The organism is Pseudomonas sp. H9 (genome assembly GCF_004353925.1).
In the GTDB taxonomy this organism is placed as follows: Bacteria; Pseudomonadota; Gammaproteobacteria; order Pseudomonadales; family Pseudomonadaceae; genus Aquipseudomonas.
In genome coordinates this window covers 21,780-47,247 of record NZ_SMOK01000032.1, presented here as the reverse complement: position 1 = coordinate 47,247, position 25,468 = coordinate 21,780, and the positions used below count along the sequence as shown (strand labels likewise).

Below are 25,468 nucleotides of genomic sequence, written 5' to 3'. Positions count from 1 at the left end.
TCGCCCTCCTGTTGCCCGGAGTAGAATGCGCCTACCCCCAAAAACCATGGTTTTCCGGCAATGCTTGAACCTGCCCAGCCTTCGTTGAATCCAGGCGACCTCAATCACGAGGAGCTTTTCCCCATTCGCGAAGTGTCCCGTTTGACGGGCATCAATCCGGTCACCTTGCGGGCGTGGGAGCGCCGCTATGGGCTCATTCAGCCAACACGCACCGAAAGTGGGCACCGACTCTATTCGCACGCCGATATCGAAGAGGTTCGCACCATTTTGGGGTGGATCGAACGTGGGGTAGCGGTCAGTAAGGTCGGTAAAGTGCTTGCTCGCAGCCAGAGCCTCAAACCGCAGAGCGAACCGGCGCCCATCCAGGCGTCTGTGGGCGACTACAGACAATGGCAATTGCAACTGCGCCAGGCCGTCAGAGCGTTTGATTCACAGCGGCTTGAGCAGGTTTACGGCCAGGTGTTCAGTAGCTACCCGTTGGTGGTGGCCTTCCAGGATATTATCTTGCCGGTGTGGCAGGAGCTGCGCAGCACCAAAGAAGCCTTCGGCCATTTCAGCGAATGGTTGTTCCTCGACGGTTTTTTGCGTGGGCGAGTGTTGCAGCGCCTACAACTTTCAGCGCAACAGCAAGAAGTCAGGGTGGTGCTCGCTGCAATTCCAGGACATTGCCGAGAGCTGGAGTTGCTGGTGACGGCGCTACTGCTTGGCAGCAGCGAGATAAGCGTGACGGTGTTGGGGCTGGGGCAGCCTGTCGAAGAGTTGGGCTTGGTGTGTGAACGTATGATGCCCCATGCACTGGTGCTGTTCTCGAATCATCCGCCAGCACAAGACCTGCCCAAACGCCTGGCCCGTCTGGCTCTGACCGTCGAGTGCCCGGTGTTGTTGGCCGGGGAAGCTGCCGATCTGGCTCAAGACAGTTTGATTGGTTCGCAGGTGGCCTGTCTAGGTAGCGAAGGCCGCTTGATGCGCCGACGCTTGCAGCAGTATCTGGCCGGTCACTTGGACAGTTGAGGGTGCAGCTCCGGGTGTGCCTGACGATGGGCCTGGAGAATGTACTCGCGCAGCCGTTCGATTTCTGACGCTTGACTGCCGCTCAGGTTGTAGGCCGCCAGGTTGCGACCAGTGCGGCGCTGCAGCACGCCGTGCAAAGCTATCGGGGTGCCATGGTCGGGCGCGAACCAGAGGTCGAAGCTGCTCGGTGGCTTGGGCTGGTCACGGACTTCCAGCAACACACCCTTGAACGAAATTTCCCGAACCCACAGGCCGGTACTCAGGCCCAGTTCGTCTTCCAGCGCCTGAGGCTTGGACAATGTCAGGCGCCATGGGCGCACCTTGGGGCCTTCTTCTTCGTAGATATGCGGCGCACCCAGTTGCAATTGCAGCGAGTGGAACTCGTCTTCGACCAGGTGCAGGGGAAAGGTCATCTGGTGGTTGTCGAACTGCGCCTGCAAGGTGACCTGCTCTTGGGCAATCAATTGCGTCAGCAGGCTTTTGACTTCGCTGCCCGCATTGACCATCAGGCGCGACAACGACTCAGCTGAAGAAGGCTGCGAGGTGTGTTGCATGGACCTGATGAAATCCAACTCATCCTGGGTCAGGAGGGCGTTTGCGTGCATGGGCGAACTCGAACGTGTCAGTCGTAAATGCGTTTTGTCACCGTCATGGACAACCAAACGGTGGTTTAGTTTTACCGTTGGTCGCTTTCCAGTTCAGCAATGCGTGCGCGTGCTTGCGCCAACTCGATCTCCAGTTCCTTCACCCGCTGTTCGGCCTCGACCTGGCGGCTGACATCTTTCTGGATACCGATGAAATACTTCAGCTGATCAGCTTCGTTGACCACCGGGGTGATCGACAGCTCATTCCAGAATGCGCTGCCGTCCTTGCGGTAGTTGCGCAGGATTTCCCGGCTCGGCTGGCCGCTCTTGATTGCGGCACGGATCAATTCACGTGCGGCCTGGTCACGGTCATCGTTCTGTAAAAAGCGGCAGTCGCGGTAGAGGATATCGTTGGCTTCATAACCGGTCAGGCGCTCGAATGCCGGGTTTACGTAGATCAGAATGGTGTCGTCATCACCTTCTTGTTCGGCGACCACGATGCCGTCGTTGGAGGCATCAATCATGCGTTGCAGCAGTTGGGCGTTGATCATCGGCAGAGTTCGCAAGGTTGTCAGTTGAGCACGCTGGCTGATTCTAGGGGATTGGCCTGGGGCTCACACGTGAAGAATGCGGCCTTTTGCCAGTGTCCGATGCTAGTATCCTACGTTTTTACTCAGTTTCGGAATCCACTATGAAAGTCGCTATCCTTTCCGGGTCGGTCTACGGTACGGCCGAAGAAGTCGCACGGCATGCCGAGGCACTGCTCAAAGCCGCAGGTTTCGAGGCCTGGCACGCTGCCCGCGCCACCTTGCAAGACCTCCAGGGCTTTGCCCCCGACGCCTTCCTGGCCGTGACCTCGACCACCGGAATGGGGGAGCTGCCTGATAACCTGATGCCATTGTTCAGTGAGATTCGCGATGTGCTGCCGGCCGCCTGGCGCGGGCTGCCGGGTGCCGTGATCGGCCTGGGTGATTCGAGCTACGGCGACACCTTCTGTGGTGGTGGTGAGCAGATGCGCGAATTGTTTGCTGAGCTGGGTGTTAACGAGGTGCAGCCGATGCTGCGTCTGGATGCCAGCGAGACAGTTACCCCGGAAACCGACGCCGAGCCTTGGCTGGCAGAGCTGATCAACATCCTGCGCGGTTGATCAACCCGGCTGCGGTTGCTCGCGCAGCAGCTGCAGCCAGGCTTGCGCGGCGTGCGACAGGTAGGCGCCCTGGCGCCAGATAAATGCGATGTCCCAGCGCAGGTCGGCAGGTTCACTCAACACCAGGCGAACTACGCCAGGGCGCTCCAGGCCCCGCGCTACAACCCTGGGTAGCAGCACAACGCCTTGGCCGGCAGCGACCAGCGCGGCAAGGAAGTCGGCCTGGCCGCTGCGCCCACCTTCCCGTGGTGTGAACCCCAATTGTTGGCACGCACTGAGCAGCCGATCATTGAGCACAAAGCTGCGCTGATACAGCAGAAACGGCGTATCGGCCAGTTGCGCCAAGCTGATCTGGCCATTTTTTGCCAATGGGTGATCGGTCGGCAACAGGGCGTCCAGCGCTTCATTGCAAAACGGCTGGAAGGCAAACGCTGGATCATTCGGCGTCAGGCTGCCACCCAGTTCCAATTCGCCGCTCAACACTGCCTGTTCAACACTGCGGCTGCCACCTTCCAGCAAATGTATGGTGATGTTCGGGTAGCGCCGGCGATATTCGGCGAACAGCCGGGCAAACAGGGCATCGCTGCCCAACAGGGGCAGGCCGAGGCGCAGTTCACCACGGCCCAGGTGGCTCAGATCATCGAGTTCGTGCTTAAGCTCCTGGCGCAGACGCAACATGGCTTCGCCGCGCTCCAGCACGATTTTTCCGGCGTCTGTCAGGTGTAGCTGCGAGCCATGCCGTTCCAGCAGCACCACGCCCAGGTCCTGTTCCAGCTGGGCCACCTGCTTGCTCACGGCCGACTGGCTGATGTTCAAGGTTTGCGAGGCCTGGGTGAAGCCGCCGCGGCGGTGCACTTCAATAAAGCTGCGCAGCTGTTTGAATTCCATGATCTGGATTCCATTATGGAATTGAGGCTAGTCTAACAATTCGTTTTTAGCGTGGCGACCTGGGCTCTAGAATAGAGCCTTGAAGAGGTCCCCCTGCCATGAAACCTGCATCCATCAAACGCTTTCTACGCCTGCTCGCCGAGTTAACGGTATTTCTTGCCTTGTACGCATTCGGCGGTCAGTTGGCGGCTTGGCTGGGCTGGCCCATTCCCGGTGGCGTGATGGGCTTGGCGCTGCTGCTCGTGGCTTTCGCCCTGGGCTTGCTGAAACCGGCCACCTTACAGTTAGGCGCCGGATTGCTGATGGCTGAAATGCTGCTGTTCTTCATTCCTGCGCTGATGAGCCTGCTGGACTACGGCAGCCTGGTGCGCGACGAGGGATGGCGGATCTTGGTGGTGATCGGGATCAGTACCTTGGTTGTCATGGTGCTGACGGCGCTCACGGTGGAGTGGGTCTGCCGCTGGAGAATGCGCCATGACGTTTGAACCGATGCCGCTCTTCTGGCTGGCCCTGACCCTGTTGGCCTACTTGGGTAGCCGCTGGTTGTATCGACGTACCGGGCGCTACCTGTTGTCGCCGCTGATCCTGGTGCCGGTTTTGCTGCTGGCGATCGCCATCCCCCTGAACACGGCGTACGCCGAATATTCGCGTGACACCCATTGGTTGATGTCGGTGCTGGGGCCGGTCACGGTGGCGTTTGCGATCCCCATCTGGCAGCAACGCGCACTGCTGGCGCGGCATTGGCCAGCACTGGCGCTGGGCATGCTGGTGGGCAGTTCGGCTTCCATCGCTAGTTCCTGGGGCCTGGCACATCTGTTGTCGCTGGATAACGCCGTGAGCCTGTCGCTGCTGCCTCGTTCGATCACGACACCTTTTGCCATGCCGCTGGCTCAGGATTTGGGTGGGGTGCCTGAACTGACTGCGGTATTCGTGATGTTTACGGGTGTCTTGGGAGCAATGCTGGGCGGGGTGCTGCTCAAGTTCCTGCCGCTGCGTACACCGCTGGCCCGTGGTGCGTTGTTCGGGGTGGGAGCGCATGGCGCCGGGGTCAGCCGCGCGCAGGAAGTGGGCGGGGAAGAGGGCTCTGTGGCCGGGTTGGTGATGGTGCTGACTGGGTTGCTCAACCTGTTCGCTGCACCGCTTCTGACACTTATCGTGTGAACGGGCTCGCTAATTCACGGCCTGACTCACAAGGTCAATAAGCTGGCTGCCAATGCAACTTACCTTCGTTCGTGGGCTGACTAGACTGTCCCCCCAGTAGAGCACACGAATGTGCCGAGGTGAGTGCAATGATCGCGACTGATGCCTTGCTCAACACAACGCTCCTGCTTTTATCGGGGGCACACTGATGCCTCTGGCCGAGATTCCATTGTGCGTCTGGCGTACGCGGGGCTTGAATTTTTCGTTCCGCGGCCAGGCCATTCGATACTGGACGGCAGGGCAGGGTGAGCCTCTGCTGCTTATTCATGGGTTTCCCACTGCAAGTTGGGATTGGCACTACCTGTGGGCGCCACTGGCCCAGCGCTATCGGGTCATTGCCTGCGACATGCTTGGCTTTGGTGATTCAGCCAAACCGCTGCACCATCGCTACAGCCTGATCGAGCAGGCCGATTTGCAGCAAGCCTTGCTCGAGCACTTGAAAATTCAGCAGCCGGTGCATTTATTCGCTCACGACTACGGTGGCAGCGTTTCCCAGGAGCTGTTGGCGCGCCACTATGAAGGGCTCGCGAACATCGCCAGTTGCGTGTTCCTCAACGGCGGGTTATTTCCTGAGCGGCATCGGACCTTGCTGATTCAGAAGTTGCTGCTCAGTCGATTGGGTTGGTTGGTCGCGCGTTCGTTCGGGCGTGACGATCTGGTGCGTAACGTGACTCAGATCTATGGCCCGTGCACGCACCCCAGCGAAAGTGCGCTGGACGATTGCTGGAGCCTGATGACGGCGAATCGCGGCACGCGAATCCTGCACAAGTTGATCGCTTATTTACCCGAGCGAGTCGTTCATCGTGAGCGCTGGGTCGCAGCCCTGCAGCACGATGGCGTCCCGTTGCGGTTTATCAACGGCGCGGTCGACCCTATCTCTGGCGCCCACATGCTGGAACGCTATCAAGAACTGGTACCCAATCCCGATACTGTGTTGCTTCAAGGCATCGGCCATTACCCCCATACCGAAGCACCGGCACAGGTGCTGCGCCACTACCTGGCGTTTCGCGAGCAGACGTTGGCAAACGATGCGCAGAAGGTGGCCTGGTCCTGAGCGGCCGGGCGCGTTGCATCATCTGCTGACCTTATTGCCTGCCATTCACCCTGAGCCCGCTTGATTGTGTGCTGGCAGGTGCTGGCTGACACTCAGGCATATCTTGCTGATTTCTCTGGAGTGTTGAGCATGAACGAGTCGGTGCGCCTGGACGATAAAGTGGTGATTGTGAGCGGTGCTGGCGGCGGCCTGGGTCGGGCCCATGCCTTGCTGTTTGCGCGGCACGGTGCACAGGTTGTGGTCAATGACCTGGGCGGCTCGACCCATGGCGAAGGTGCCAACGCCTCTGCAGCAGACCGCGTGGTAACAGAGATCCGTGAGGCAGGCGGCACGGCAGTGGCCAACCATGATTCAGTGGCCGACGGTCAACGAATCGTCGAGCAGGCACTGGATACCTTTGGTCGTGTCGATGTGGTGGTCAACAACGCCGGCATCCTGCGCGATAAAACTTTCCACAAGATGGAAGACAGCGACTGGGACCAGGTTTATCGCGTGCATGTTGAAGGCGCCTACAAGATCACTCGCGCAGCTTGGCCGCACCTGCGTGAACAGAACTGGGGGCGGGTCATTTTCACCGCCTCGACGTCTGGCATCTATGGCAACTTCGGCCAGGCCAACTACGGCATGGCCAAGCTCGGCCTTTATGGCCTGACCCGCACCTTGGCCATCGAAGGGCGCAAACACAACATTCTGGTCAATGCCATCGCCCCCACCGGCGGTACACGCATGACTGAAGGGTTGATTCCGCAGCAGGTGTTTGAGCAACTGAAACCGGAGCTGATCAGCCCGCTGGTGGTTTATCTGGGCAGTGAGCAGTGCCAGGACAGCGGCGGTTTGTTTGAAGTCGGCGGTGGCTGGGTGGGTAAAGTGCGTTGGGAGCGCAGCCTGGGCGTAGGTTTCAACCCACATCAAGGCTTCACCCCGGAAGATGTGGCGGCCAACTGGCAAGCGGTGGGTGACTTTACCGATGCGCAGCACCCGCGCGACAGCTTTGAGGCGCTACAGCAAATGATGGCCAACCTGCAGAAGTTCGCCGTGTAGGAGCGGGCTTGCCCCGCGATTGCGGTGGGTCAGTCTAGATCCATCGCGGGGCAAGCCCGCTCCTACAGCAGGTTGAGGTCGCTACTGGTTCCTGCCTATGCTGGACGGCCATGACCGACGCAGGAGTACAGAGGATGTACGAATCCAAGACCGAGGCCGTGCTTTCGCCTCGTCAATTTCGTTTTCGAATGCTGCGCCATGTCCTGGCGGCTTGCTTGTTGCTGGTAGCCTCAATTCTCTTCGGCGTGCTTGGCCACCTGTATTTCGAGCCGCACATTCCCTTGCACGACGCAATCTTCAACGCCACCTTGCTGCTCGGTGGGGTAGGGCCGGTGATCTTGCCCGAGAGCATGGGCGGCAAGCTGTTCTTTGCTGCGTACGGCTTGTATGTGGGCTTGGTTTTCGTGGCCAGCATCGGCCTGATTCTTGCCCCCATCGCACATCGCCTGCTGCATCGCTTCCACTTCGACGATAACGACGATTGATCCGGTAGGAGCGGGCTTGCCCCGCGATCGATTCAAACTGGCACACCGCAATTGCGCGGTAAGCCCGCCTCTGCCGGTGGGCGATAAAAAAGGCCGCTGCATAGCAGCGGCCAAGTAAGACGTAGATCAAGGAGCTTCAAAATCAACGTCGGTGAACCTGTTGCCGGGAGGCGGGGTGTGCACGCCTGAGGTGCCCGGACTAGAGGGCTGGCAGCGGTGCTGCGGCCCATGCAAACAGGATAAGCCGCTGACCCGTAAGGAAAAATAACCATTTGTGACATTCTCTGTTGCACGGCTGGCAACAGTGCAATGCGGCTCACAGTAGCGCAGAAACCTGTGAATGACCGTGAGCCTTTGTAAGCAAACTTAGGGGGCTTCTTCGTAGCCCATACGCCAACTGATCAATTTCGCGGCTGCCAGTAGTTGCTGTGCGGCCGGGCCTTGTTCGTCAGCGTGGAAGATCGACGTCGGGCCAACCACTGTCAGCACCGCGACGATGTGGCCCATGGCATTGAACACCGGTGCCGAGAGTGCATCGACGCCGGGCATCAGCAATCCATGCACATGGTGCAGGCCGCGCTGGCGAATGCTGGCAAACAACGCTTCGTATTCACCAGCGCTGTGCCCGGATGCTGCCAACTCCTGGTCTCGTAGCTCGACGGTTTCGCGTTCCGGCAGGTAGGCACCGAACACCAGGCCGGTCGACGAACTGAGCAGCGGCAGTACCGAGCCGATCTGGGTGACGACGGTGACCGCACGGGCTGCCGGTTCAATATTGACCACCGTGGCTCCCTGATTACCCCACACGGCAATGAAGCAACTTTCATTGAGTGCATCGCGCAACTGCGACAGGGGCATGGCCGCGACTTTCAGTACGTCCATCCCGGCCAGCGCTGCAAGGCCCACACGCAAAGCTTCACGACCCAGGCCATAGTGGTTGGTGGCCGGGTTCTGTTCGGCGAAGCCGCTGGCAATCAGCGCCTGCAAGTAGCGGTGGACCTTGCTTGCAGGCATGTCGACATGCTCGGCCAGGCGCGACAGTGAGGTGGAAGGTGATAGCTCGGCCAGGGCCTTGAGGATATCCGTGCCGACTTCGGCCGAGCGGACCTTCTGTTTGCCGGTGCTGTCGGCGGGGGAACTGGCTTTAGCCATGGTGCATTCGATCCGGGTAGTCCAGGTGGGCGTCTTTATAGCTTGACGGTCTTCGCCAATCAAATTACGTTATGCGTAATGTAATTACGATAAAAATAACGCAGAGGTGTTGCCACCGGCTACGGTTTGCAACCAACTGCCATCAACCGGCCTGCAGTGGGCCCGGAGGCTCGATGAACCTCGAAAGCACCCCCGTCCTCGATTACTTGAGCGGTTTCGGTAACGAATTCGCCAGTGAAGCTTTGCCTGGCGCTCTGCCGGTCGGGCAGAACTCACCGCAAAAGGCCCCCTACGGCCTGTATGCCGAGTTGTTCTCCGGTACCGCCTTCACCATGGCCCGCAGTGAGCTGCGCCGCACCTGGATGTACCGCATTCGCCCCTCGGCCCTGCACCCACGCTTTGAGCGGCTGGAGCGGCAACTGGCTGGCGGCCCGCTAGGCGCGGTAACGCCCAACCGCCTGCGCTGGGGCCCACAGCCAATTCCGAGTGAGCCAACCGATTTCCTTGATGGTTGGGTGGCCATGGCTGCCAATTCGGCTAGCGAGAAGCCTGCCGGTATCAGCATCTACAACTATTGCGCCAATCGCTCCATGGAGCGTGTGTTCTTCAACGCCGACGGTGAACTGCTGCTGGTGCCGGAACAGGGCCGCCTGCGTTTGGTCACCGAGCTGGGCGTGCTGGAGGTCGAACCGCTGGAAATCGCCGTGCTGCCGCGTGGCTTGAAGTTCCGCGTCGAATTGCTCGACAGCCAGGCACGCGGTTACATCGCCGAAAACCACGGCGCGCCCCTGCGTATTCCGGATCTGGGCCCGATCGGCAGTAATGGTCTGGCCAATCCACGCGATTTCCTCGCGCCTGTAGCGCATTACGAAGACCATCAAGGCCCGGTGCAGTTGGTGCAGAAGTTCCTCGGCGAATTGTGGGGCTGCGAGCTCAACCACTCGCCGCTGGACGTGGTCGCCTGGCACGGCAACAACGTGCCTTACAAATATGACCTGCGCCGTTTCAACACCATTGGCACGGTCAGCTTCGATCATCCGGACCCGTCGATTTTCACCGTGCTCACCTCACCGACCAGTGTGCCGGGCATGGCCAACCTCGACTTCGTGATTTTCCCACCGCGTTGGATGGTGGCCGAGAACACCTTCCGTCCACCATGGTTCCACCGCAACCTGATGAACGAGTTCATGGGGCTGATCAAGGGCGAATACGATGCCAAGGCCGAAGGCTTCCTGCCTGGTGGCGCGTCCCTGCACAGTTGCATGAGCGCCCACGGCCCCGACGCCGAAACCTGCGCCAAGGCCATTTCCGTCGAGCTGGCGCCGAACAAGATCGACAACACCATGGCGTTCATGTTCGAGACCAGCCAGGTGCTGCGCCCGAGCCGCCATGCGCTTGAATGCCCGCAGCTGCAGGCCGACTACGATAGTTGCTGGGCAACACTGCCGAGCACCTTCACCCCACATCGGAGATAACCCATGAATCAGTCCGCTATTGCCCGCAGTTGGGTCGAACACGCCAACGGGCATCGCGATTTTCCACTGCAGAACCTGCCTCTGGGGATCTTCACTCATCAGAACCAGGCCAAACGCTGTGGCGTGGCCATCGGCGATGCGATTCTTGATCTGGAAGCCGTACTGGCTGCCGGTCTGTTCGAAGGTCAAGCCCGCGTAGCCGTCGAGGCGACCCGTGGCGGCGCCTTGAACGCATTCTTCGCCCTTGGCCGTGTTGCCCGTGTTGCCCTGCGTGAGCGTCTGCTGGAACTGCTCGGCGAGCACAGCGAGCATCAGGCTGCGCTGAAGCCACTGTTGCTTGCCAGCCGTGAGTGCCAACTGCACCTGCCTGCGCAGATCGGTGATTACACCGACTTCTATGTCGGTATCGAACACGCCAAAAACGTCGGCAAGCTATTTCGCCCCGATAACCCGCTGTTGCCAAACTACAAGTACGTGCCGATTGGCTACCACGGCCGAGCCTCGACCATTCGCCCGTCGGGTACCGATGTTCGCCGCCCTAAAGGTCAAACCCTGCCAGCCGGGCAGAGTGAACCAAGCTTCGGCCCGTGCGCGCGCCTGGACTACGAGCTGGAACTGGGTATCTGGATTGGCCAGGGTAATGAAATGGGCGACGCGATTCCGGTTGCCGAAGCTGCCGAGCATATTGCCGGTTTCTGTCTGCTCAACGACTGGTCTGCCCGTGATATTCAGGCCTGGGAATACCAGCCACTTGGCCCGTTCCTTTCCAAGAGCTTCATCTCGACGATTTCCCCTTGGGTCGTTACCGCCGAAGCGCTGGAACCGTTCCGTTGTGCTCAGCCTGCGCGTCCTGAAGGAGATCCTCAGCCGCTGTCGTACCTGCTGGACACCCGTGACCAGGCCAACGGCGCATTCGACATCGAACTGGAAGTGCTGCTGCTGACCGAGCGTATGCGCGAGCAGAACCTGCCAGCTCATCGTCTGACATTGAGCAATACTTTGAGCATGTACTGGAGTGTCGCACAGATGGTCGCTCACCACAGCGTCAACGGCTGCCAGCTGCAACCGGGTGACCTGTTCGGTTCGGGCACCTTGTCGGGCGCGCAGCCGGGGCAGTTCGGCAGCCTGCTGGAGATTACCCAGGGCGGCAAAGAGCCAGTGCAACTGGCTTCGGGTGAGGTGCGCAAGTTCCTTGAAGATGGTGACGAGATCATCCTGCGAGCCCGGTGCGTGCGTGAGGGTGTGGCATCGATCGGTTTCGGTGAATGCCGCGGCAAGATTCTTCCAGCCAAGTAAGAGGGCAGGGCCATGGATCTGTTCAACTACTTCCGCTCAACCTCCTCGTATCGAGTGAGGCTCGCCTTGGCGCTCAAGCAGCTGGAGTACCAATACGTACCGGTCAACCTGCTCAAGGGCGAACAAGGGCAGGCGGATTTCCTCGCGCTCAATCCGCAGGGCCGGGTGCCGGCCCTGCGGATCGACTCCGGTGAATTACTGGTGCAGTCACCGGCGATCATCGAGTACCTGGAAGAGGTTTATCCACAGCCGGCGCTGCTGCCTCAGGATCCGGTACTGCGCGCCCGGGCCCGTGGCGTGGCGGCGCTGATCGGCTGTGATGTGCATCCGCTACATAATGTCAGTGTGCTTAACCAATTGCGTGGCTCGGGTTTCAACGAGGAACAGGTCAATGCCTGGATCGCGCATTGGATTAGCCAAGGGCTGGCGGCTGTAGAGAAGCTGATCGGTGATGAAGGCTATTGCTTTGGCGAAGAGCCAGGGCTGGCGGATATCTACCTGATTGCGCAGTTGTATGCTGCAGACCGCTTCAATATCAGCCTCGCTGACTATCCGCGTATCCGCCGTGTTGCTGCACTGGCGGAGGAGCACCCGGCCTTTATCCAGGCGCACCCGGCGCGGCAGCCCGACACGCCCTGAACCTGTGGTGTTAGTGCACCGAGGGGGTGGGGGGATGCAATTGCCCCAGCCGCTCGGTCAGGCGCAGGCGCTGTATCGGGTCATCGCTGAGTAACAACGCATGCTCCAGGTCGAAGCGTTCGGCCTGTGGGCATTCCAGGTGCTGATACAAGGTGGCGCGTGCCAGGTAATCGCTGGCCGTGGCGGGGCCGAGTTGCAGCACGCGTTCGGCATCCTTGAGTGCGGCGAGGTCATCGTCGTGGGTCGAATGCAACTGACGCAGGTTGCGCGACAGGCGTTGGAGCATCTGTTTAGGGCTGGCAGTCTGCAGGTGTTCGGCGTTTAGCTGTAGCTGTGGACCAAACTGGCGCCCGAGCAGTTCGCGGCAGTCAGCAGGGTAGAGCCTGCGCCCACCACAAGGGTCGAGCAGGTGGTCGGCACCGGGCACACGCAAAAGAAAATGCCCGGGAAAATTCACGCCTTCCAGCGGAATCGACAAGCCATGTGCCAACTCCAGGGTCAGCAAGGCCAGGGCAAGCGGCTGGCCGCGGCGCCGTTCCAGAACCTTATCCAGCAATGCCGCCTGGGGCCGTAGCGGGTGGTATTCATCCTGCTGGAATCCTAGCGCGTTGAGGCTGCGTAACAGCGGCTGGGCCAGTTCGCTGAGCGGCAGCATCGGCAGCCCACCGCTGACCTCCTGTTGCAGCGCTTTGACCTGGGCCATGATAACCGCAGGCTGGACGCTACTGTCGTGTTCAACTGCGACCCATAGTGCAGCCTCCAGCAAGGCAGCCGGGTCACGTTCCAGGCAGGCAAGACAGGCTTGGCGTGGGGTCATGACAATCTCCGCTCAAGCTTATTTTGTAGCGCTGGCAACGCCTTTCGTCCAGTGGTCCGGGCATTGTCATCTATCGGCAAAGTGCGGCCTATACTTCGATCAGCACCTCACTGAGGAGCCCGCTGATGTTCGCGCTGATGCAAAGCACCCGCACCCAATCGCTGCACCTGTGCATTGACCCTCCAACCGGTCTGAAGGCCGTGGTCGCTATTCATAGTGAACACCTTGGGCCGGCCATGGGCGGTTGTCGTTATCTGGCCTATCCCGACGACGACAGCGCCATGATCGACGCCATTCGCCTGGCTCAGGGGATGAGTTACAAGGCGGCATTGGCGGGTCTTTCACAGGGGGGCGGCAAGGCGGTGATCGTGCGCAACCCGCATGTGGAAAATCGAGCGGCGTTGTTCGAGGCCTTTGGTCGCTTTGTCGATACCTTGCAAGGTCGCTTCATAACTGCAGTCGACAGTGGTACCTCGACACTGGATATGGACTGCATTGCCCAGACCACTCAGCACGTTACCAGCACCACTGCCGTCGGCGATCCCTCGTTGCATGCGGCCATGGGGGTGTTTGCCGGTATCCGCGCTACGTCCATGGCGCGCCTGGGCAGCGACAACCTGGAAGGCCTGCGGGTGGCAGTACAGGGGCTGGGCAATGTCGGCTACGCACTTGCCGAGCAGCTGCATGCCGCCGGTGCCGAGTTGCTGGTCAGCGACCATGACCAAGGGAAGGTGCAACTGGCCATTGAGCAGTTCAATGCGCGGCCAGTTGCCAACGAGATGTTGATCAGCACGCCCTGCGATATTTTTGCACCGTGCGGGGTAGGGCCGGTACTCAATGGCCAGAGCGTGATGCAGCTACGTTGTGCGGCTGTGGCCGGTGCCGCCAACAATCAGCTGACCACGTTGCAGGTGGCCGATCAGCTGGAAAGCCGCGGAATCCTCTATGCGCCTGACTACGTGATCAATGCCGGTGGTTTGATCTATGTAGCGCTCAAGCACCGCGGCGAGTCGTTGAGTACCATTACTGGCCATTTGGCGCGCATTCCTTCGCGCCTCACCGAAGTGTTCGCCCACGCCCAGGCAGAAAAGCGCTCACCGGCGCGCGTGGCGCAGATGCTTGCTGAGCGTTTGATCTACAGCTGACAGGTATCAGGTGTCTTGTTCGCCAGTGAGCAGCTCAGACAGGGCGTCTGGCTGGCTCTTGAATGCCTTGGCAAACACGTCACGGTTTTTGGCCATATAGATGCCTGCATCTTCGACCTGCTGTTCACTGAGCGATGGCACGGCTTTTTTCAGGACCTCGGCGAGCAACTCGGCCAGCTCGAGCATTTTGTCGTGACGGTCAGCTTCGGCTTTATCCATGAACAAGCGCTCCAGATCGCGGCTGCTGCGGTATACCACTTCGACGGCCATTCATCACCTCACATGCCTTTTGATTATCGATAGATTCGATACTGTTTATTTGTACAGTATTAATGATAGGGTAATCCAAAGCACTAAGATAGTGGCAATTGAGCATTCTGCTTTTCGACGCCTGTCATGTCGGCTTGAGCCAGCCGGGCGCGGCACTTTTCCCGCTCTTAAAGGTCTGCTTGAGCGTGTAGAATTCCGGGCAGGCAGTCGAGCCATTCAATCAACCAAGGATATGTAATGAACGAGCTATCATCGCGCCTGAACCGGGAACGGCGCTTTCTGGTACTACTAGGGGTGATCTGCCTGGCCTTGATCGGCGGTGCGTTATATATGCAGGTTGTGCTCGGTGAGGCACCGTGCCCGCTGTGTATCCTGCAGCGTTACGCGCTGCTGTTGATTGCCGTGTTTGCCTTTATTGGTGCAGCCATGCCGGGGCGCCGCAGCCTGACGGTCCTTGAAGGCCTGGTGGTACTCAGTGCCATTGGCGGTATCGCTGCCGCCGGTAACCACGTGTATATTCTGGCCAACCCGGCTGTAAGCTGCGGAATAGATACTTTGCAACCAATTGTTGACGGCTTGCCGCTGGCGTCAGTGCTGCCGCTGGTGTTCCAGGTCGACGGATTCTGCTCCACGCCTTACCCGCCAGTATTGGGCCTTTCGCTCGCGCAATGGGCATTGTTGGCGTTTATCCTGACAGCTGTTCTGGTGCCATTGGGCATCTATCGCAACCGCCGCAAGCCTTAGACAAAAGTCATGTGTTGATGCAAGTCTGATGTGCAATGGATCTTTCCCTCAACGTCGCGCCCGCGTTGATCTGGATCAACCCTGAGGCCTTGAAATACAAGGCCTTCAGGGGTATTGAGCAGGGTGCGACAAACTGTCGCGAAACTGATTTTTTGAGCCTGATTGTTACCGATTCTGTAAAAGACTGTTGCTCAATTAGTCATAGTCTTTGAATGTCGACCTATCTACAATCGCCCCCAATTTCCGTTCGGCACCGCTTGCGAGTCGCAGGATTAAAGGAGCTTAAGGCTTCTTTTGCTGACTCTGACGAGCATCGCCTGCGGCGATGCCGGGCTGACCCCCCTCCGTGATTTCCCGCACCAAATGGAATTGGTCTGAAAACAGGCCTGTTGCCTACGAAGTCAAAACAATAAGCACCGTAATACCCGGTCAATGCCGAGCCGCCGCAGCTGGCCTCAAGGTATGACCGTATTCGATCCCATAAATGCTAACGCTTGGCAGGACGAAGTGTTGGCGACCAAAACACAAATTGCATTGAAGCAAGCTGCTCTAGAGGTCGTGAGATGAGTAAAAAGCGTTACCCCAGACTGTTTGGCATTCTGCCCTTTTTAGGCATGCTTTTACTCAGTGGGTGCAACTGGACCCTGCTCGACCCGAAGGGCCAGGTCGGCATTGAGCAAAAGAACCTTATCCTGATCGCTACCGGCTTGATGTTGCTGGTGGTGATTCCTGTCATTTTCATGACCATCGCCTTTGCCTGGAAGTACCGTGCTTCCAACAAGGCTGCGACCTACACCCCAGACTGGTCGCACTCGACCAAGATCGAAGTGGCGGTCTGGACCATCCCGGTTCTGATCATCATTGCCCTGGGCTATGTGACCTACAAGACCACCCACGAGCTGGACCCATACCGTCCGCTGGTTTCCGATGTGAAACCGGTGCAGATCGACGTGGTCGCCCTGGACTGGAAATGGCTGTTCATCTACCCGGAACAAGGCATTGCCACGGTCAACAAGATCGTCTTCCCGGCTAACACCCCGGTCAACTTCCGCGTGACCTCCGACTCGGTGATGAACTCGTTCTTCATTCCGGGCCTGGGTGGCCAGATCTACGCCATGGCCGGTATGACCACCAAACTGCACCTGATCGCCAACGAGAACGGCGAGTTCGACGGTATCTCGGCGAACTACAGCGGTGCCGGCTTCACCGGTATGAAGTTCAAGGCAATCGCCACTTCCCAGGCTGATTTCGAGGCATGGGTAAACGAAGTCAAGCAATCGCCTAAACAGCTGGACGCGGCTGAATACGCGGCATTGGCCAAAACTAGCGAAAACAATCCAGTCGCGCTGTACAGCGTGGCCTCGCCTGAGCAGTTCCAGATCATCGTCGACAAGTACGAAGGTATGAACCGCGGCCGGCCAGTCCACGAAAAAGAGCAGAGCAAAGAAGCGGCCGGTACCGAAGGGATGGACGTGAGTATGCATTCAGCTGCTGGGGCAGAGGAGTAAGAGATGTTCGGTAAACTAAGTCTGGATGCGATTCCGTATCACGAGCCGATAGTCATGGTGACGCTCGCCATGATTGCGCTCGGCGGTATCGCGGTGATTGGTGCAATCACCTACTTCAAGAAATGGACCTACTTGTGGACCGAGTGGCTGACCACTGTCGACCACAAGAAAATCGGCGTGATGTACATCATCGTCGCGATGATCATGCTGCTGCGTGGTTTTGCCGACGCCATCATGATGCGTACCCAGCTGGCTATGGCCACCGGTGGCGCAGAAGGCTATCTGCCGCCTGAACACTATGACCAGATCTTCACCGCTCACGGTGTGATCATGATCATCTTCATGGCAATGCCATTCTTCACCGGCCTGATGAACCTGGCCCTGCCTCTGCAGATCGGTGCACGTGACGTTGCTTACCCGTTCCTGAACTCCCTGAGCTTCTACCTGCTGCTGGCAGGCGTGCTGCTGGTCAACATCTCCCTGGGTGTTGGTGAGTTCGCCAAGACCGGTTGGGTTGCTTATCCGCCACTAGCGGGGATCCAGTACAGCCCCGGGGTAGGGGTGGACTACTACATCTGGGCGCTACAGCTATCAGGTCTAGGTACGACACTAACGGGCGTCAACTTCCTGGTCACCGTGCTGAAAATGCGCGCGCCTGGCATGAAGCTGATGGACATGCCGATCTTCACCTGGACCTGCACCTGGGCCAACGTTCTGATCGTCGCTTCGTTCCCGATCCTGACCGCCGCTCTGGCACTGCTGACTGTTGACCGTTATCTGGACTTCCACATTTTCACCAACGAGCTTGGTGGAAACCCGATGATGTACGTCAACCTGTTCTGGGCCTGGGGTCACCCTGAGGTTTACATCCTGATCCTGCCGGCCTTCGGTGTGTTCTCGGAAGTAACTTCGACCTTCGCTGGTAAACGTCTGTTTGGCCACAAGTCGATGATCTACGCTTCGGGCGCGATCGCGGTCCTGGGCTTTGCGGTATGGCTGCACCACTTCTTCACCATGGGTTCTGGCGCCAGCGTCAACACCTTCTTCGGTCTGGCGACAATGCTGATCTCGATCCCGACCGGGGTGAAGTTGTTCAACTGGCTGTTCACGATCTACCAGGGCCGTCTGCGCTTCACCGCGCCGATCATGTGGACCCTGGGCTTCATGGTTACCTTCTCCATTGGTGGTATGACCGGCGTACTGCTGGCTGTTCCAGGTGCTGACTTCGTTCTGCACAACAGCCTGTTCGTAATCGCTCACTTCCACAACGTGATCATCGGTGGTGCGGTGTTCGGCTACATTGCCGGCTTCGCCTTCTGGTTCCCGAAAGCCTTCGGTTTCACCCTGAACGAGAAGTGGGGCAAAGCTGCCTTCTGGTTCTGGATCTCCGGTTTCTACGTGGCCTTCATGCCACTGTACGCACTGGGCTTCATGGGTATGACCCGTCGTCTGAACCACTCCGACAACCCACTGTGGGAACCCTACCTGTACGTAGCCGTTGTCGGCGCCGTGCTGATCCTGTTCGGTATCGCTTGCCAGCTGATCCAGCTGTACGTATCGGTTCGCGACCGCAAGGACAACATGGACGTCACCGGCGACCCATGGGGCGGCCGTACCCTGGAATGGTCGACTTCGTCGCCACCTCCGTTCTACAACTTCGCTCACATGCCTGAGAAAGTGGGCCTGGATGCCTGGCACGAAGCTAAAGAAGCCGGTGTTGCCTACAAGGTTCCTGGCAAGTACGAAGCGATCCACATGCCGAACAACACCTCTACCGGTCTGTTCATGGGGCTGCTGCTGACCGTCTTCGGTTTCGCCTTCATCTGGCACATCTGGTGGCTGGTTGGCGCTAGCCTGGTTGCGACCATCGCTGTCTTCGTTGCTCACGCTGCGCGTGACGACCAGGGCTACATGGTTCCAGCCGAGGAAGTGGCGCGCATCGAAGGTGAGCGCTTGAAGGCCCTGGGCCTGGCTACCGGCTCGCCGGTTGGCGCACGTGTCGAATCGTTTGAACGGGTTTAATCAATGTCCAGTCATGTAATCAATGCAGACACTCATGCTCATGGTCACGACCATGGGCATGACGATCACCACCACGACTCGGGCCAGATGACCGTCTTCGGTTTCTGGCTGTACCTGATGACCGACTGCATCCTGTTTGCGTCGCTCTTCGCCACCTACGCGGTGCTGTCCGGCAGTTTTGCCGGCGGCCCGTCGGGTCACGACATTTTCCAGCTGGATTTTGTCGCGGTTGAAACCGCACTGCTGCTGTTCTCGAGTATCACCTTCGGCTTCGCCATGTTGCAGATGTTCAAAGGCAACAAAGGCGGCGTGCTGGGCTGGCTGGCTGTCACCTTCCTGTTCGGTGCCGGCTTTATCGCGATGGAAGTCTATGAGTTCCATCACCTGATCGCTGAGGGCTTCGGCCCACAGCGCAGCGGCTTCCTGTCGGCGTTCTTCGCGCTGGTCGGTACCCACGGTCTGCACGTAACTGCCGGTCTGATCTGGATGGCGGTCATGATGTACCAGATCAACAAGCACGGTATCACTGGCACCGCCAAGACCCGCATGAGCTGCCTGAGCCTGTTCTGGCACTTCCTGGACGTGGTCTGGATCTGTGTGTTCACCGTCGTGTATCTGCTGGGAGTTCTGTAAATGGCTAACGCACATAACGGCCACGCCGAGGGCAACCACGGTAGCGTCAAGTCCTACGTAATCGGCTTCATCCTGTCGGTGATCCTGACTGCGATTCCGTTCGGCCTGGTGATGTACCCAAGCATGCCGAAAGACATCACGGTCATGATCGTGGTGGCGCTGGCAGTCATTCAGGTGGTGGTCCACCTGGTGTACTTCCTGCACATGGACAGCTCCAAAGAGCAGAGCTCCAACGTGTCGACCTTCCTGTTTACAGTGATGGTTATTGCACTGTTGGTGGGCCTGTCGCTGTGGATCATGTTCAGCATCCACACCAGCATGATGGCGAAGTGAGGTAAGACGGCATGTCCATTAAGCACTTTATCCAAATCACCAAACCGGGGATCATTTTCGGTAACGTGCTTTCTGTGGCAGGCGGTTTTTTCCTTGCCGCGCAAGGGCATGTCGACTTCCTGCTGTTCCTGGCCACGGTGATTGGCACTTCGCTGGTGGTGGCGTCCGGTTGCGTGTTCAACAACTGCATCGACCGTGACATCGACATCAAGATGGAGCGCACCAAGAACCGTGCAATGGTTCAGGGCCAGATCTCGCTGAAAGTCGCCTTGGCCTACGCCACCCTCCTGGGGGTGGCAGGCCTTGGCCTGCTGTACGTGCAGGCCAACGCTCTGGCGGCGTTGTTCGGCCTGATCGGCTTCATCATCTACGTGGGTTTCTACAGCCTGTACCTGAAGCGTAAATCGGTGCACGGCACCCTGGTAGGCAGCTTGTCCGGTGCCATGCCTCCGGTGATCGGTTACTGCGCCGTGAGCAACAGCTTCGATCTGGCTGCATTGACCCTGCTGGTGATGTTCAGCCTGTGGCAGATGCCGCATTCGTATGCCATTGCGATCTTCCGTTTCAATGACTACCTGGCTGCCTCGATTCCGGTTCTGCCGGTCAAGCGTGGCATCGAGGTCGCCAAGAAGCACATCCTCTGGTACATCGTGGCGTTCCTGGTCGCAACCTTGATGCTGACCCTGGGCGGCTACGCTGGCACCAGCTATCTGGCAGTTGCAGCGGCCATGGGCATGTACTGGTTGTACATGGCCTGGACTGGCTACAAAGCTGCCGATGATCGCGTGTGGGCACGCAAGGTATTCGTGTTCTCCATCTTCACCATCACTGCCCTGAGCGTGATGATGTCGCTGGATACCCAGATACCGAGCGATGTGCTGATGACCTACATCCACTGAGGGTGATGGGTTGAACAAAAACGCCCCGGGCCGCAAGGCTCGGGGCGTTTTTGTTTGTGTCCGTTGGCATCAGCGCAAGGGGGGATTTGCCCTCTGCAGGCTGGCAAACACTGTGGATAAAGTGCGCCAACACTCATCCATGGAGGACACACACATGAGCGTATTGACAGTTTATTTCTGCGGCACCGGCTCACACCGTTTCGATGACACTAACCCAAATTTCTGGAATGGCGAGTTGGTCTCGACATTGGCAGCAAATGATCAGGGCAGGGAATATGCCCACTGGATCGCCGTCGACGGCCCAGGTAGTGGTGATTTGCAAGCCGATGAGCTGTTTGTTAAGCCGGGCGGCTACTACCAATGGACGCAGTCGCTGTTCGGTAAAGGTTGGGAAGAAAACGTCCAGCATGCCATGCAGATCATCAAGGGAAGCTGCAACTGGCAGCGCGAAGAGCTTAGCGAGGATGAATACAATCGCCTGAAAGAGGCTGGTGTTCCCATTCCGGATGCCACGGCAACGGCCTCTTGGTTCTGGCGTACCTACAACTACGGCAATCGCCAGATCACTCCGCAGATGCTGCAAGAGCAGATCATCAAACAGTTTCGCAAGGACGGCATCATCCCGACCCAGATCAACATGGTTGGCTGGAGCCGAGGTGCCGTCAGCTGCCATATGCTGGCCAATGCGTTGCTTGCTGATGAAGAGCTCAAGCACCTGCCAGTAAACATTTTTGCGCTCGACCCTGTTCCCGGTTTGGGTAACTTCGACTCCCATCGCGTACGCTTGGGTGAAAACGTGAAGCAGTACGTTGGTTTCTTCTGCCGTGACGAGCGCTCCAAGGGATTTGCTTGCGTGATTCCAGAAACTCACGCCAGCACCCAATGCCATGTCTATCCAATTGCGGGGCGTCATGCCACGTTGGTGGGTAATGCTTCGGCGGATGGTTCGTCGCGCGGCAAGGAGTTGACTGAACCCGGCTTGATTGTTCGGCACCTTGCCGAGGTTTGCCTGACTCGTTGGGGAGTAAAGTTGCAAAAGATGCTCAACCTCAGCGACAGCGACCTTCAGACTTACCATGAAACGCTGGAGCTGGATGAAGGCAAGTACCTGGCGATGTGCAAGCATTCCTACACAAAGATCACCGAGTCTGAAAACAACGAACGCGCTGTTAGCCTGGGCAAAAAAGGCGTAGCGTTTTCCAGCATCAGCGGTGCAGCCTACGAGCCTGGCATTGGCTTGGCTGCACCTATCAAGTGGGACGACCAAGCGTATAAAGCTATTCGTTGATCGACGGTGAGCCTGGGCGGCTTCGCTGGATTTTCTTCCTCGACTGGACAGGAGCCCCGCCCAGGCTCTATTGTTGGCACCGGCCACCGCAGTGGCCAACGTCGCTCGGACGGTTCCGGGCGCTTACGTCTTCGAGGAAGCCATGGCTGACCAAGGTTCGCCGCGCCGCTTTGCGCGCATTGATCGTCTCCCCCCTTACGTCTTCAACATCACCGCCGAACTCAAGATGGCTGCACGCCGTCGTGGCGAAGACATCATCGACCTGAGCATGGGCAACCCTGATGGGTCTACGCCGCCGCACATCGTCGAGAAGCTGGTGCAGGTCGCCCAGCGTGAAGACACACATGGCTATTCCACTTCCCGCGGTATTCCACGTTTGCGCCGGGCCATCTCTCGTTGGTACCAGGAGCGCTATGACGTCGAGATCGACCCGGAAAGCGAAGCCATCGTCACCATCGGTTCCAAGGAAGGCCTGGCTCACCTGATGCTGGCCACTCTGGATCATGGTGATACGGTGTTGGTCCCCAACCCCAGCTATCCAATCCATATCTACGGTGCGGTGATTGCCGGTGCCCAGGTGCGTTCGGTGCCGCTGATTCCTGGTGTGGACTTCTTCAACGAGCTGGAACGGGCGATTCGCGAGTCGATCCCCAAGCCGAAAATGATGATTCTCGGCTTCCCCTCCAACCCGACTGCACAGTGCGTCGAGCTGGACTTCTTCGAGCGGGTGGTGGCGCTGGCCAAACAGTACGACGTACTGGTGATTCACGACCTGGCTTACGCTGACATCGTTTATGACGGCTGGAAGGCCCCGTCGATCATGCAGGTGCCAGGTGCCAAAGACATCGCGGTGGAGTTTTTCACCTTGTCCAAGAGCTACAACATGGCGGGCTGGCGTATCGGCTTCATGGTCGGCAACCCGGAACTGGTCAGCGCCTTGGCGCGGATCAAGAGTTATCACGACTACGGTACCTTCACTCCGCTGCAAGTAGCTGCCATCGCGGCCCTGGAAGGCGACCAGCAGTGTGTGCGCGATATCGCCGAGCAGTACCGTCAGCGCCGCAACGTGCTGGTCAAAGGTCTGCACGAGATAGGCTGGATGGTCGAGAACCCCAAGGCCTCGATGTACGTCTGGGCGAAAATCCCGGAAGAGTACGCACACCTGGGCTCGCTGGAATTTTCCAAAAAACTGCTGGCCGAAGCCAAGGTTTGCGTCTCGCCGGGCATCGGCTTTGGTGACTATGGTGACGACCATGTGCGTTTTGCCCTGATCGAAAACCAGGACCGTATCCGCCAGGCAGTGCGCGGCATTCGCCAGATGTTCCGTGCCGATGGCGTAGGCAAGGCCAAGTAGCAACAGATCGCGGGGCAAGCCCGCTCCCACCGTCCCGGTAGGAGCGGGCTTGCCCCGCGATAGTTAGCGCTAGAAACGATACGTCAGGTCGGCCGTGACCGTCCGGCCAGTGCCGAGCAGGCAGGCATTGCTGATAAAACATCCCGCCACGTAGTACTTGTCGCTCACGTTCTTGACGTTGACCGCAGCCGACACGCCCTCAAGCGAAGCGTCGGCTTTGCCGAAGTCATACTTGAGCATGGCATCGACCAGCGTATAGCTCGGCACCTCGAAGGTGTTTTGCGCATCGCCATAGGTCGAGCCTGTGTAACGTACACCGATGCCTGCGCCCAACCCTGCAAGTGGGCCAGTCTGCAAGGTGTAGTCAGCCCACAATGAGGCCAGGTGCTCAGGGATGCGTACAGGTGTTTTGCCCTTGTTGCTGACACCGGCGAAATTGGGATTGTCCTTGGTCACTTCAACGTCGTTGTAGGTATACGCAGCAATCACATTCATGCCCTGTACCGGCTTGAGCAGGCCTTCGATTTCCACCCCGCGTGAAGTGACTTCGCCTTGCTGCACGCTGTAGCCCGGGTGGTCGACATCGCTGGTGGCCACGTTCTGCCGACGCAAGTCGAATGCAGCGAGGGTGACGTAGTTGTCGCTGCCTGGCGGTTGGTATTTGATCCCGACTTCATACTGCTTGCCGGTTTCCGGTTCGAAGGGCGAGCCGTCGTAGCTACTGCCGGAAGCCAACTTGAATGATTCGCTGTAGCTGATGTAGGGAAACAGGCCGGCGGCAAACTCATAGCCGAATGCAGCGCGCGCGCTGGTAGCTTCGTCACTGATCACCTGGTGGGTGTCGGTGATCTGGTTCTCGTTGTCCTGGCGAGCCCAGTCATGCCGGGCACCGAGGGTGGCGATCCAGTTGCCCAGGCGCATCTGATCTTGAAGGTAGAGCCCCAACTGGCGGTCTGTGCGGGCGGTGTCGAACAAGGCGGTGTAGCGCGAGGTGTCGATGTTTACGCCGCGTTGTGGGTTGTAGATGTTGATCGACGGCGCATCACCGTGCTGGACGAACTGGCTGCGATCACCGCTCAGGTAATCGCCCCCTGCCGTTACCGTGTGCTGCACACCCAGTGTGTCGAATTTGCCAATCAACTGGTTATCAAGGGTGTAATTGTCGCTGTCGTAGTTACGCAACTCGTAATAGCGGGCAATGGTGTTGCCATTGATCACACCGCTGTTACGGAACAGTTGATTTTGATAGCCATGAAAGTGGCTGTAGCGGAAGTTCTGACGAAAGCTCAAATGCTCATTGAAGCTATGCGTCAATTCATAGCCGATGTTGGTCTGCTCGGAACGCTCCTGGTCAAAGCCCGGCTCGTTGAGTGAGCGATGGCGCGGCACGCGGCCGTTGGGGTTGGAGCCGTCGAACAATGAGTAGGCCATGTTCGAGGTGAACAGGTTGGTGTTCTTCTGGTAAGAGGCCAGCAGCGTCACGCTGGTGTCTTCAGTCGGCGCCCAGGTCAGGCTCGGTGCGATGTATTGACGGTCGTCCTCGATGCCGTCGATTTCATTGTCGGCATCGCGACCGAGCATCACCAGGCGATAGCTCAACGTGCGTTGGGTATCCAGCACGTCGCCGACATCCAGGCTCAATTGTTGGCGATCATGGTTGCCTACTGACAGCCCCACTTCCCGGTGGGCGGTGAACAGCGGTTTTTTGGAGACCAAGTTGACAATGCCGCCAGGCTCGCCCTGCCCATACATCACCGAAGCGGGCCCTTTGAGAACTTCAATGCGTTCCAGGCCATAGGGCTCTGGCGCGTAGTAACCGACATTGTTGTTACGAAGCCCGTCCGTATAGGCATCGGCATTGAGCTGCTGAAAACCGCGAATCATGATGGTGTTATCGGTGGGGTTGTTGCCGGACACGTTGGTGTGCACGCCTGCGGTGTAGCTCAGGCCTTCACTGATGCTCTGCGCACCTTGCGCCTGCAGGCGGTCGCGGGTGATGACCGACACTGACATAGGCGTTTCCATCAAGGCGGTATCGCTTTTGGTAGCACTGCTGGCGCGGCTGGCCAGGTAGCCCTGGACCGGGCCGTAGGCACTCTGGGCGTTAGCGTTGATCGAGGTGGCGTCCAGTTGCAAGGCATCGCCTTCGGCGCCGGGCTGCAGTTGGTACTGATTGTCCGCCGTCGGCACTGCTACCAGGCCACTGCCTTGCAGCAGGCGCTGCAGCGCCTGGGCGGGCGTGAATTCGCCTTGCAGGGCAGGGCTGGTCTTGCCGGCACTCAAGGCACCGTTACCCACGATGTAGATGCCGGCTTCACTGGCCAGGCGGTTGAGTTGCACGGCCAGCGGCCCGGCGGGCAAGTCATAGCGCTGCAGTGATTCGGCAGCACTGTGGGCGCTGGCCAGCAGCAGTGAGCCGATCAGCAGCGGTGTGCCAAGACGGGCAGTCAGGGCATTGAATGTAGCAATGGGCATTCGATGTT

The 25,468-nt window shown here is 58.7% G+C and carries 26 protein-coding genes; 19 read left to right on the top strand and 7 right to left on the bottom strand.

What is annotated here, in order from left to right; genetic code table 11:
• Positions 1–60: 60 nt before the first annotated feature.
• The gene (locus E1573_RS22505; protein ID WP_133216753.1) at positions 61–1,011 is read left to right on the top strand and encodes a MerR family transcriptional regulator; all 951 of its coding nucleotides are present in this window, start codon (positions 61–63) and stop codon (positions 1,009–1,011) included.
• On the opposite strand, the gene E1573_RS22500 is transcribed toward E1573_RS22505, so the two are convergent.
• Both E1573_RS22500 and E1573_RS22495 read right to left on the bottom strand, forming a co-directional pair.
• A complete protein-coding gene (locus tag E1573_RS22500) occupies positions 996–1,616 on the bottom strand; it encodes a hypothetical protein (protein ID WP_133216752.1) in 621 nt (206 codons plus the stop codon). The two genes, E1573_RS22505 and E1573_RS22500, sit on opposite strands and share 16 nt — an antisense overlap.
• 71 nt (positions 1,617–1,687) lie before the next feature.
• Positions 1,688–2,146 carry a PAS domain S-box protein gene (locus tag E1573_RS22495; protein ID WP_133216751.1) on the bottom strand — a complete coding sequence of 153 codons (459 nt, stop codon included), beginning with the start codon at positions 2,144–2,146 and terminating at the stop codon, positions 1,688–1,690.
• Between the two features lie 140 nt (positions 2,147–2,286).
• Between E1573_RS22495 and E1573_RS22490 the strand changes: the two genes are divergently transcribed.
• Complete coding sequence (locus E1573_RS22490) at positions 2,287–2,742, top strand: flavodoxin (RefSeq protein ID WP_133216750.1); 456 nt, start codon at positions 2,287–2,289, stop codon at positions 2,740–2,742.
• Here E1573_RS22490 and E1573_RS22485 read toward each other — a convergent pair whose 3' ends face one another.
• Positions 2,743–3,630 (bottom strand): LysR family transcriptional regulator, encoded by an 888-nt coding sequence (locus E1573_RS22485; RefSeq protein WP_133216749.1) that lies wholly within the window; start codon positions 3,628–3,630, stop codon positions 2,743–2,745. It abuts the gene before it with no gap.
• A 98-nt stretch (positions 3,631–3,728) separates the two neighbouring features.
• Between E1573_RS22485 and E1573_RS22480 the strand changes: the two genes are divergently transcribed.
• The 5 genes from E1573_RS22480 (at position 3,729) to E1573_RS22460 (ending at position 7,410) form a co-directional block, all read left to right on the top strand.
• Positions 3,729–4,115 carry a CidA/LrgA family protein gene (locus tag E1573_RS22480; protein WP_133216748.1) on the top strand — a complete coding sequence of 129 codons (387 nt, stop codon included), beginning with the start codon at positions 3,729–3,731 and terminating at the stop codon, positions 4,113–4,115.
• Complete coding sequence (locus E1573_RS22475; RefSeq protein ID WP_133216747.1) at positions 4,105–4,791, top strand: LrgB family protein; 687 nt, start codon at positions 4,105–4,107, stop codon at positions 4,789–4,791. Before E1573_RS22480 ends, E1573_RS22475 begins: the two co-directional genes overlap by 11 nt.
• 187 nt (positions 4,792–4,978) lie before the next feature.
• Entirely contained in the window at positions 4,979–5,884 is a 906-nt protein-coding gene (locus tag E1573_RS22470) for an alpha/beta fold hydrolase (protein ID WP_133216746.1), read from the top strand.
• A gap of 129 nt (positions 5,885–6,013) precedes the next feature.
• Positions 6,014–6,925, top strand: coding sequence for an SDR family oxidoreductase (locus tag E1573_RS22465; RefSeq protein WP_133216745.1), 912 nt, complete (start codon positions 6,014–6,016; stop codon positions 6,923–6,925).
• Between the two features lie 134 nt (positions 6,926–7,059).
• Positions 7,060–7,410 (top strand): hypothetical protein, encoded by a 351-nt coding sequence (locus E1573_RS22460; protein WP_133216744.1) that lies wholly within the window; start codon positions 7,060–7,062, stop codon positions 7,408–7,410.
• Between the two features lie 366 nt (positions 7,411–7,776).
• Here E1573_RS22460 and E1573_RS22455 read toward each other — a convergent pair whose 3' ends face one another.
• Positions 7,777–8,562: an IclR family transcriptional regulator gene (locus tag E1573_RS22455; protein WP_133216743.1), complete on the bottom strand. Its 786-nt coding sequence runs from the start codon at positions 8,560–8,562 to the stop codon at positions 7,777–7,779.
• A gap of 173 nt (positions 8,563–8,735) precedes the next feature.
• Here E1573_RS22455 and hmgA point away from each other — a divergent pair, with 173 nt between their 5' ends.
• The 3 genes from hmgA to maiA are packed head-to-tail and all read left to right on the top strand — an operon-like array spanning position 8,736 to position 11,972.
• Positions 8,736–10,037: a homogentisate 1,2-dioxygenase gene (gene hmgA / locus E1573_RS22450; protein WP_133216742.1), complete on the top strand. Its 1,302-nt coding sequence runs from the start codon at positions 8,736–8,738 to the stop codon at positions 10,035–10,037.
• Between the two features lie 3 nt (positions 10,038–10,040).
• Positions 10,041–11,333 carry a fumarylacetoacetase gene (gene fahA, locus E1573_RS22445; RefSeq protein ID WP_133216741.1) on the top strand — a complete coding sequence of 431 codons (1,293 nt, stop codon included), beginning with the start codon at positions 10,041–10,043 and terminating at the stop codon, positions 11,331–11,333.
• Between the two features lie 12 nt (positions 11,334–11,345).
• Entirely contained in the window at positions 11,346–11,972 is a 627-nt protein-coding gene (gene maiA / locus E1573_RS22440) for a maleylacetoacetate isomerase (RefSeq protein WP_133216740.1), read from the top strand.
• Positions 11,973–11,982: 10 nt separating this feature from the next.
• Here maiA and E1573_RS22435 read toward each other — a convergent pair whose 3' ends face one another.
• Entirely contained in the window at positions 11,983–12,789 is an 807-nt protein-coding gene (locus E1573_RS22435; RefSeq protein ID WP_133216739.1) for a SirB1 family protein, read from the bottom strand.
• A 125-nt stretch (positions 12,790–12,914) separates the two neighbouring features.
• Here E1573_RS22435 and E1573_RS22430 point away from each other — a divergent pair, with 125 nt between their 5' ends.
• Positions 12,915–13,934, top strand: a complete 1,020-nt coding sequence (locus E1573_RS22430) for a Glu/Leu/Phe/Val dehydrogenase dimerization domain-containing protein (protein WP_133216738.1) — start codon at positions 12,915–12,917, stop codon at positions 13,932–13,934.
• A 6-nt stretch (positions 13,935–13,940) separates the two neighbouring features.
• On the opposite strand, the gene E1573_RS22425 is transcribed toward E1573_RS22430, so the two are convergent.
• A complete protein-coding gene (locus E1573_RS22425) occupies positions 13,941–14,204 on the bottom strand; it encodes a YebG family protein (protein WP_133216737.1) in 264 nt (87 codons plus the stop codon).
• Between the two features lie 237 nt (positions 14,205–14,441).
• Between E1573_RS22425 and E1573_RS22420 the strand changes: the two genes are divergently transcribed.
• From E1573_RS22420 to alaC, 8 genes are all read left to right on the top strand, one after another.
• Positions 14,442–14,948 (top strand): disulfide bond formation protein B, encoded by a 507-nt coding sequence (locus E1573_RS22420; protein ID WP_133216736.1) that lies wholly within the window; start codon positions 14,442–14,444, stop codon positions 14,946–14,948.
• A 563-nt stretch (positions 14,949–15,511) separates the two neighbouring features.
• Positions 15,512–16,456, top strand: a complete 945-nt coding sequence (cyoA, locus tag E1573_RS22415) for a ubiquinol oxidase subunit II (RefSeq protein WP_133216735.1) — start codon at positions 15,512–15,514, stop codon at positions 16,454–16,456.
• Positions 16,457–16,459: 3 nt separating this feature from the next.
• Positions 16,460–18,478, top strand: a complete 2,019-nt coding sequence (gene cyoB, locus E1573_RS22410) for a cytochrome o ubiquinol oxidase subunit I (RefSeq protein WP_133216734.1) — start codon at positions 16,460–16,462, stop codon at positions 18,476–18,478.
• 3 nt (positions 18,479–18,481) lie between these two features.
• Positions 18,482–19,111 carry a cytochrome o ubiquinol oxidase subunit III gene (locus E1573_RS22405; protein ID WP_026001353.1) on the top strand — a complete coding sequence of 210 codons (630 nt, stop codon included), beginning with the start codon at positions 18,482–18,484 and terminating at the stop codon, positions 19,109–19,111.
• The gene (cyoD, locus tag E1573_RS22400) at positions 19,112–19,444 is read left to right on the top strand and encodes a cytochrome o ubiquinol oxidase subunit IV (protein ID WP_133216733.1); all 333 of its coding nucleotides are present in this window, start codon (positions 19,112–19,114) and stop codon (positions 19,442–19,444) included.
• A gap of 11 nt (positions 19,445–19,455) precedes the next feature.
• The gene (gene cyoE / locus E1573_RS22395) at positions 19,456–20,343 is read left to right on the top strand and encodes a heme o synthase (RefSeq protein ID WP_133216732.1); all 888 of its coding nucleotides are present in this window, start codon (positions 19,456–19,458) and stop codon (positions 20,341–20,343) included.
• Positions 20,344–20,497: 154 nt separating this feature from the next.
• The gene (locus tag E1573_RS22390; protein ID WP_133216731.1) at positions 20,498–21,631 is read left to right on the top strand and encodes a hypothetical protein; all 1,134 of its coding nucleotides are present in this window, start codon (positions 20,498–20,500) and stop codon (positions 21,629–21,631) included.
• Positions 21,632–21,773: 142 nt separating this feature from the next.
• Complete coding sequence (gene alaC, locus E1573_RS22385; protein WP_133216787.1) at positions 21,774–22,985, top strand: alanine transaminase; 1,212 nt, start codon at positions 21,774–21,776, stop codon at positions 22,983–22,985.
• Positions 22,986–23,054: 69 nt separating this feature from the next.
• Here the strand turns inward: alaC and E1573_RS22380 are convergent, their stop codons facing one another.
• On the bottom strand, positions 23,055–25,460 hold the full coding sequence (locus tag E1573_RS22380; RefSeq protein ID WP_133216730.1) for a TonB-dependent siderophore receptor: 2,406 nt from the start codon (positions 25,458–25,460) through the stop codon (positions 23,055–23,057).
• Positions 25,461–25,468: the final 8 nt, after the last annotated feature.

Coding starts and splice junctions, on each gene's coding strand:
- E1573_RS22380 (WP_133216730.1), bottom strand. CDS start 25,460: ATGCCCATTGCTACATTCAATGCCCTGACTGCCCGTCTTGGCACACCG.
- E1573_RS22405 (WP_026001353.1), top strand. CDS start 18,482: ATGTCCAGTCATGTAATCAATGCAGACACTCATGCTCATGGTCACGAC.
- E1573_RS22470 (WP_133216746.1), top strand. CDS start 4,979: ATGCCTCTGGCCGAGATTCCATTGTGCGTCTGGCGTACGCGGGGCTTG.
- E1573_RS22460 (WP_133216744.1), top strand. CDS start 7,060: ATGTACGAATCCAAGACCGAGGCCGTGCTTTCGCCTCGTCAATTTCGT.
- cyoB (WP_133216734.1), top strand. CDS start 16,460: ATGTTCGGTAAACTAAGTCTGGATGCGATTCCGTATCACGAGCCGATA.
- E1573_RS22425 (WP_133216737.1), bottom strand. CDS start 14,204: ATGGCCGTCGAAGTGGTATACCGCAGCAGCCGCGATCTGGAGCGCTTG.
- alaC (WP_133216787.1), top strand. CDS start 21,774: ATGGCTGACCAAGGTTCGCCGCGCCGCTTTGCGCGCATTGATCGTCTC.
- cyoD (WP_133216733.1), top strand. CDS start 19,112: ATGGCTAACGCACATAACGGCCACGCCGAGGGCAACCACGGTAGCGTC.
- E1573_RS22500 (WP_133216752.1), bottom strand. CDS start 1,616: ATGCACGCAAACGCCCTCCTGACCCAGGATGAGTTGGATTTCATCAGG.
- E1573_RS22495 (WP_133216751.1), bottom strand. CDS start 2,146: ATGATCAACGCCCAACTGCTGCAACGCATGATTGATGCCTCCAACGAC.
- E1573_RS22485 (WP_133216749.1), bottom strand. CDS start 3,630: ATGGAATTCAAACAGCTGCGCAGCTTTATTGAAGTGCACCGCCGCGGC.
- E1573_RS22430 (WP_133216738.1), top strand. CDS start 12,915: ATGTTCGCGCTGATGCAAAGCACCCGCACCCAATCGCTGCACCTGTGC.
- maiA (WP_133216740.1), top strand. CDS start 11,346: ATGGATCTGTTCAACTACTTCCGCTCAACCTCCTCGTATCGAGTGAGG.
- E1573_RS22455 (WP_133216743.1), bottom strand. CDS start 8,562: ATGGCTAAAGCCAGTTCCCCCGCCGACAGCACCGGCAAACAGAAGGTC.
- cyoE (WP_133216732.1), top strand. CDS start 19,456: ATGTCCATTAAGCACTTTATCCAAATCACCAAACCGGGGATCATTTTC.
- E1573_RS22465 (WP_133216745.1), top strand. CDS start 6,014: ATGAACGAGTCGGTGCGCCTGGACGATAAAGTGGTGATTGTGAGCGGT.
- E1573_RS22480 (WP_133216748.1), top strand. CDS start 3,729: ATGAAACCTGCATCCATCAAACGCTTTCTACGCCTGCTCGCCGAGTTA.
- hmgA (WP_133216742.1), top strand. CDS start 8,736: ATGAACCTCGAAAGCACCCCCGTCCTCGATTACTTGAGCGGTTTCGGT.
- E1573_RS22420 (WP_133216736.1), top strand. CDS start 14,442: ATGAACGAGCTATCATCGCGCCTGAACCGGGAACGGCGCTTTCTGGTA.
- E1573_RS22505 (WP_133216753.1), top strand. CDS start 61: ATGCTTGAACCTGCCCAGCCTTCGTTGAATCCAGGCGACCTCAATCAC.
- cyoA (WP_133216735.1), top strand. CDS start 15,512: ATGAGTAAAAAGCGTTACCCCAGACTGTTTGGCATTCTGCCCTTTTTA.
- E1573_RS22435 (WP_133216739.1), bottom strand. CDS start 12,789: ATGACCCCACGCCAAGCCTGTCTTGCCTGCCTGGAACGTGACCCGGCT.
- fahA (WP_133216741.1), top strand. CDS start 10,041: ATGAATCAGTCCGCTATTGCCCGCAGTTGGGTCGAACACGCCAACGGG.
- E1573_RS22390 (WP_133216731.1), top strand. CDS start 20,498: ATGAGCGTATTGACAGTTTATTTCTGCGGCACCGGCTCACACCGTTTC.
- E1573_RS22475 (WP_133216747.1), top strand. CDS start 4,105: ATGACGTTTGAACCGATGCCGCTCTTCTGGCTGGCCCTGACCCTGTTG.
- E1573_RS22490 (WP_133216750.1), top strand. CDS start 2,287: ATGAAAGTCGCTATCCTTTCCGGGTCGGTCTACGGTACGGCCGAAGAA.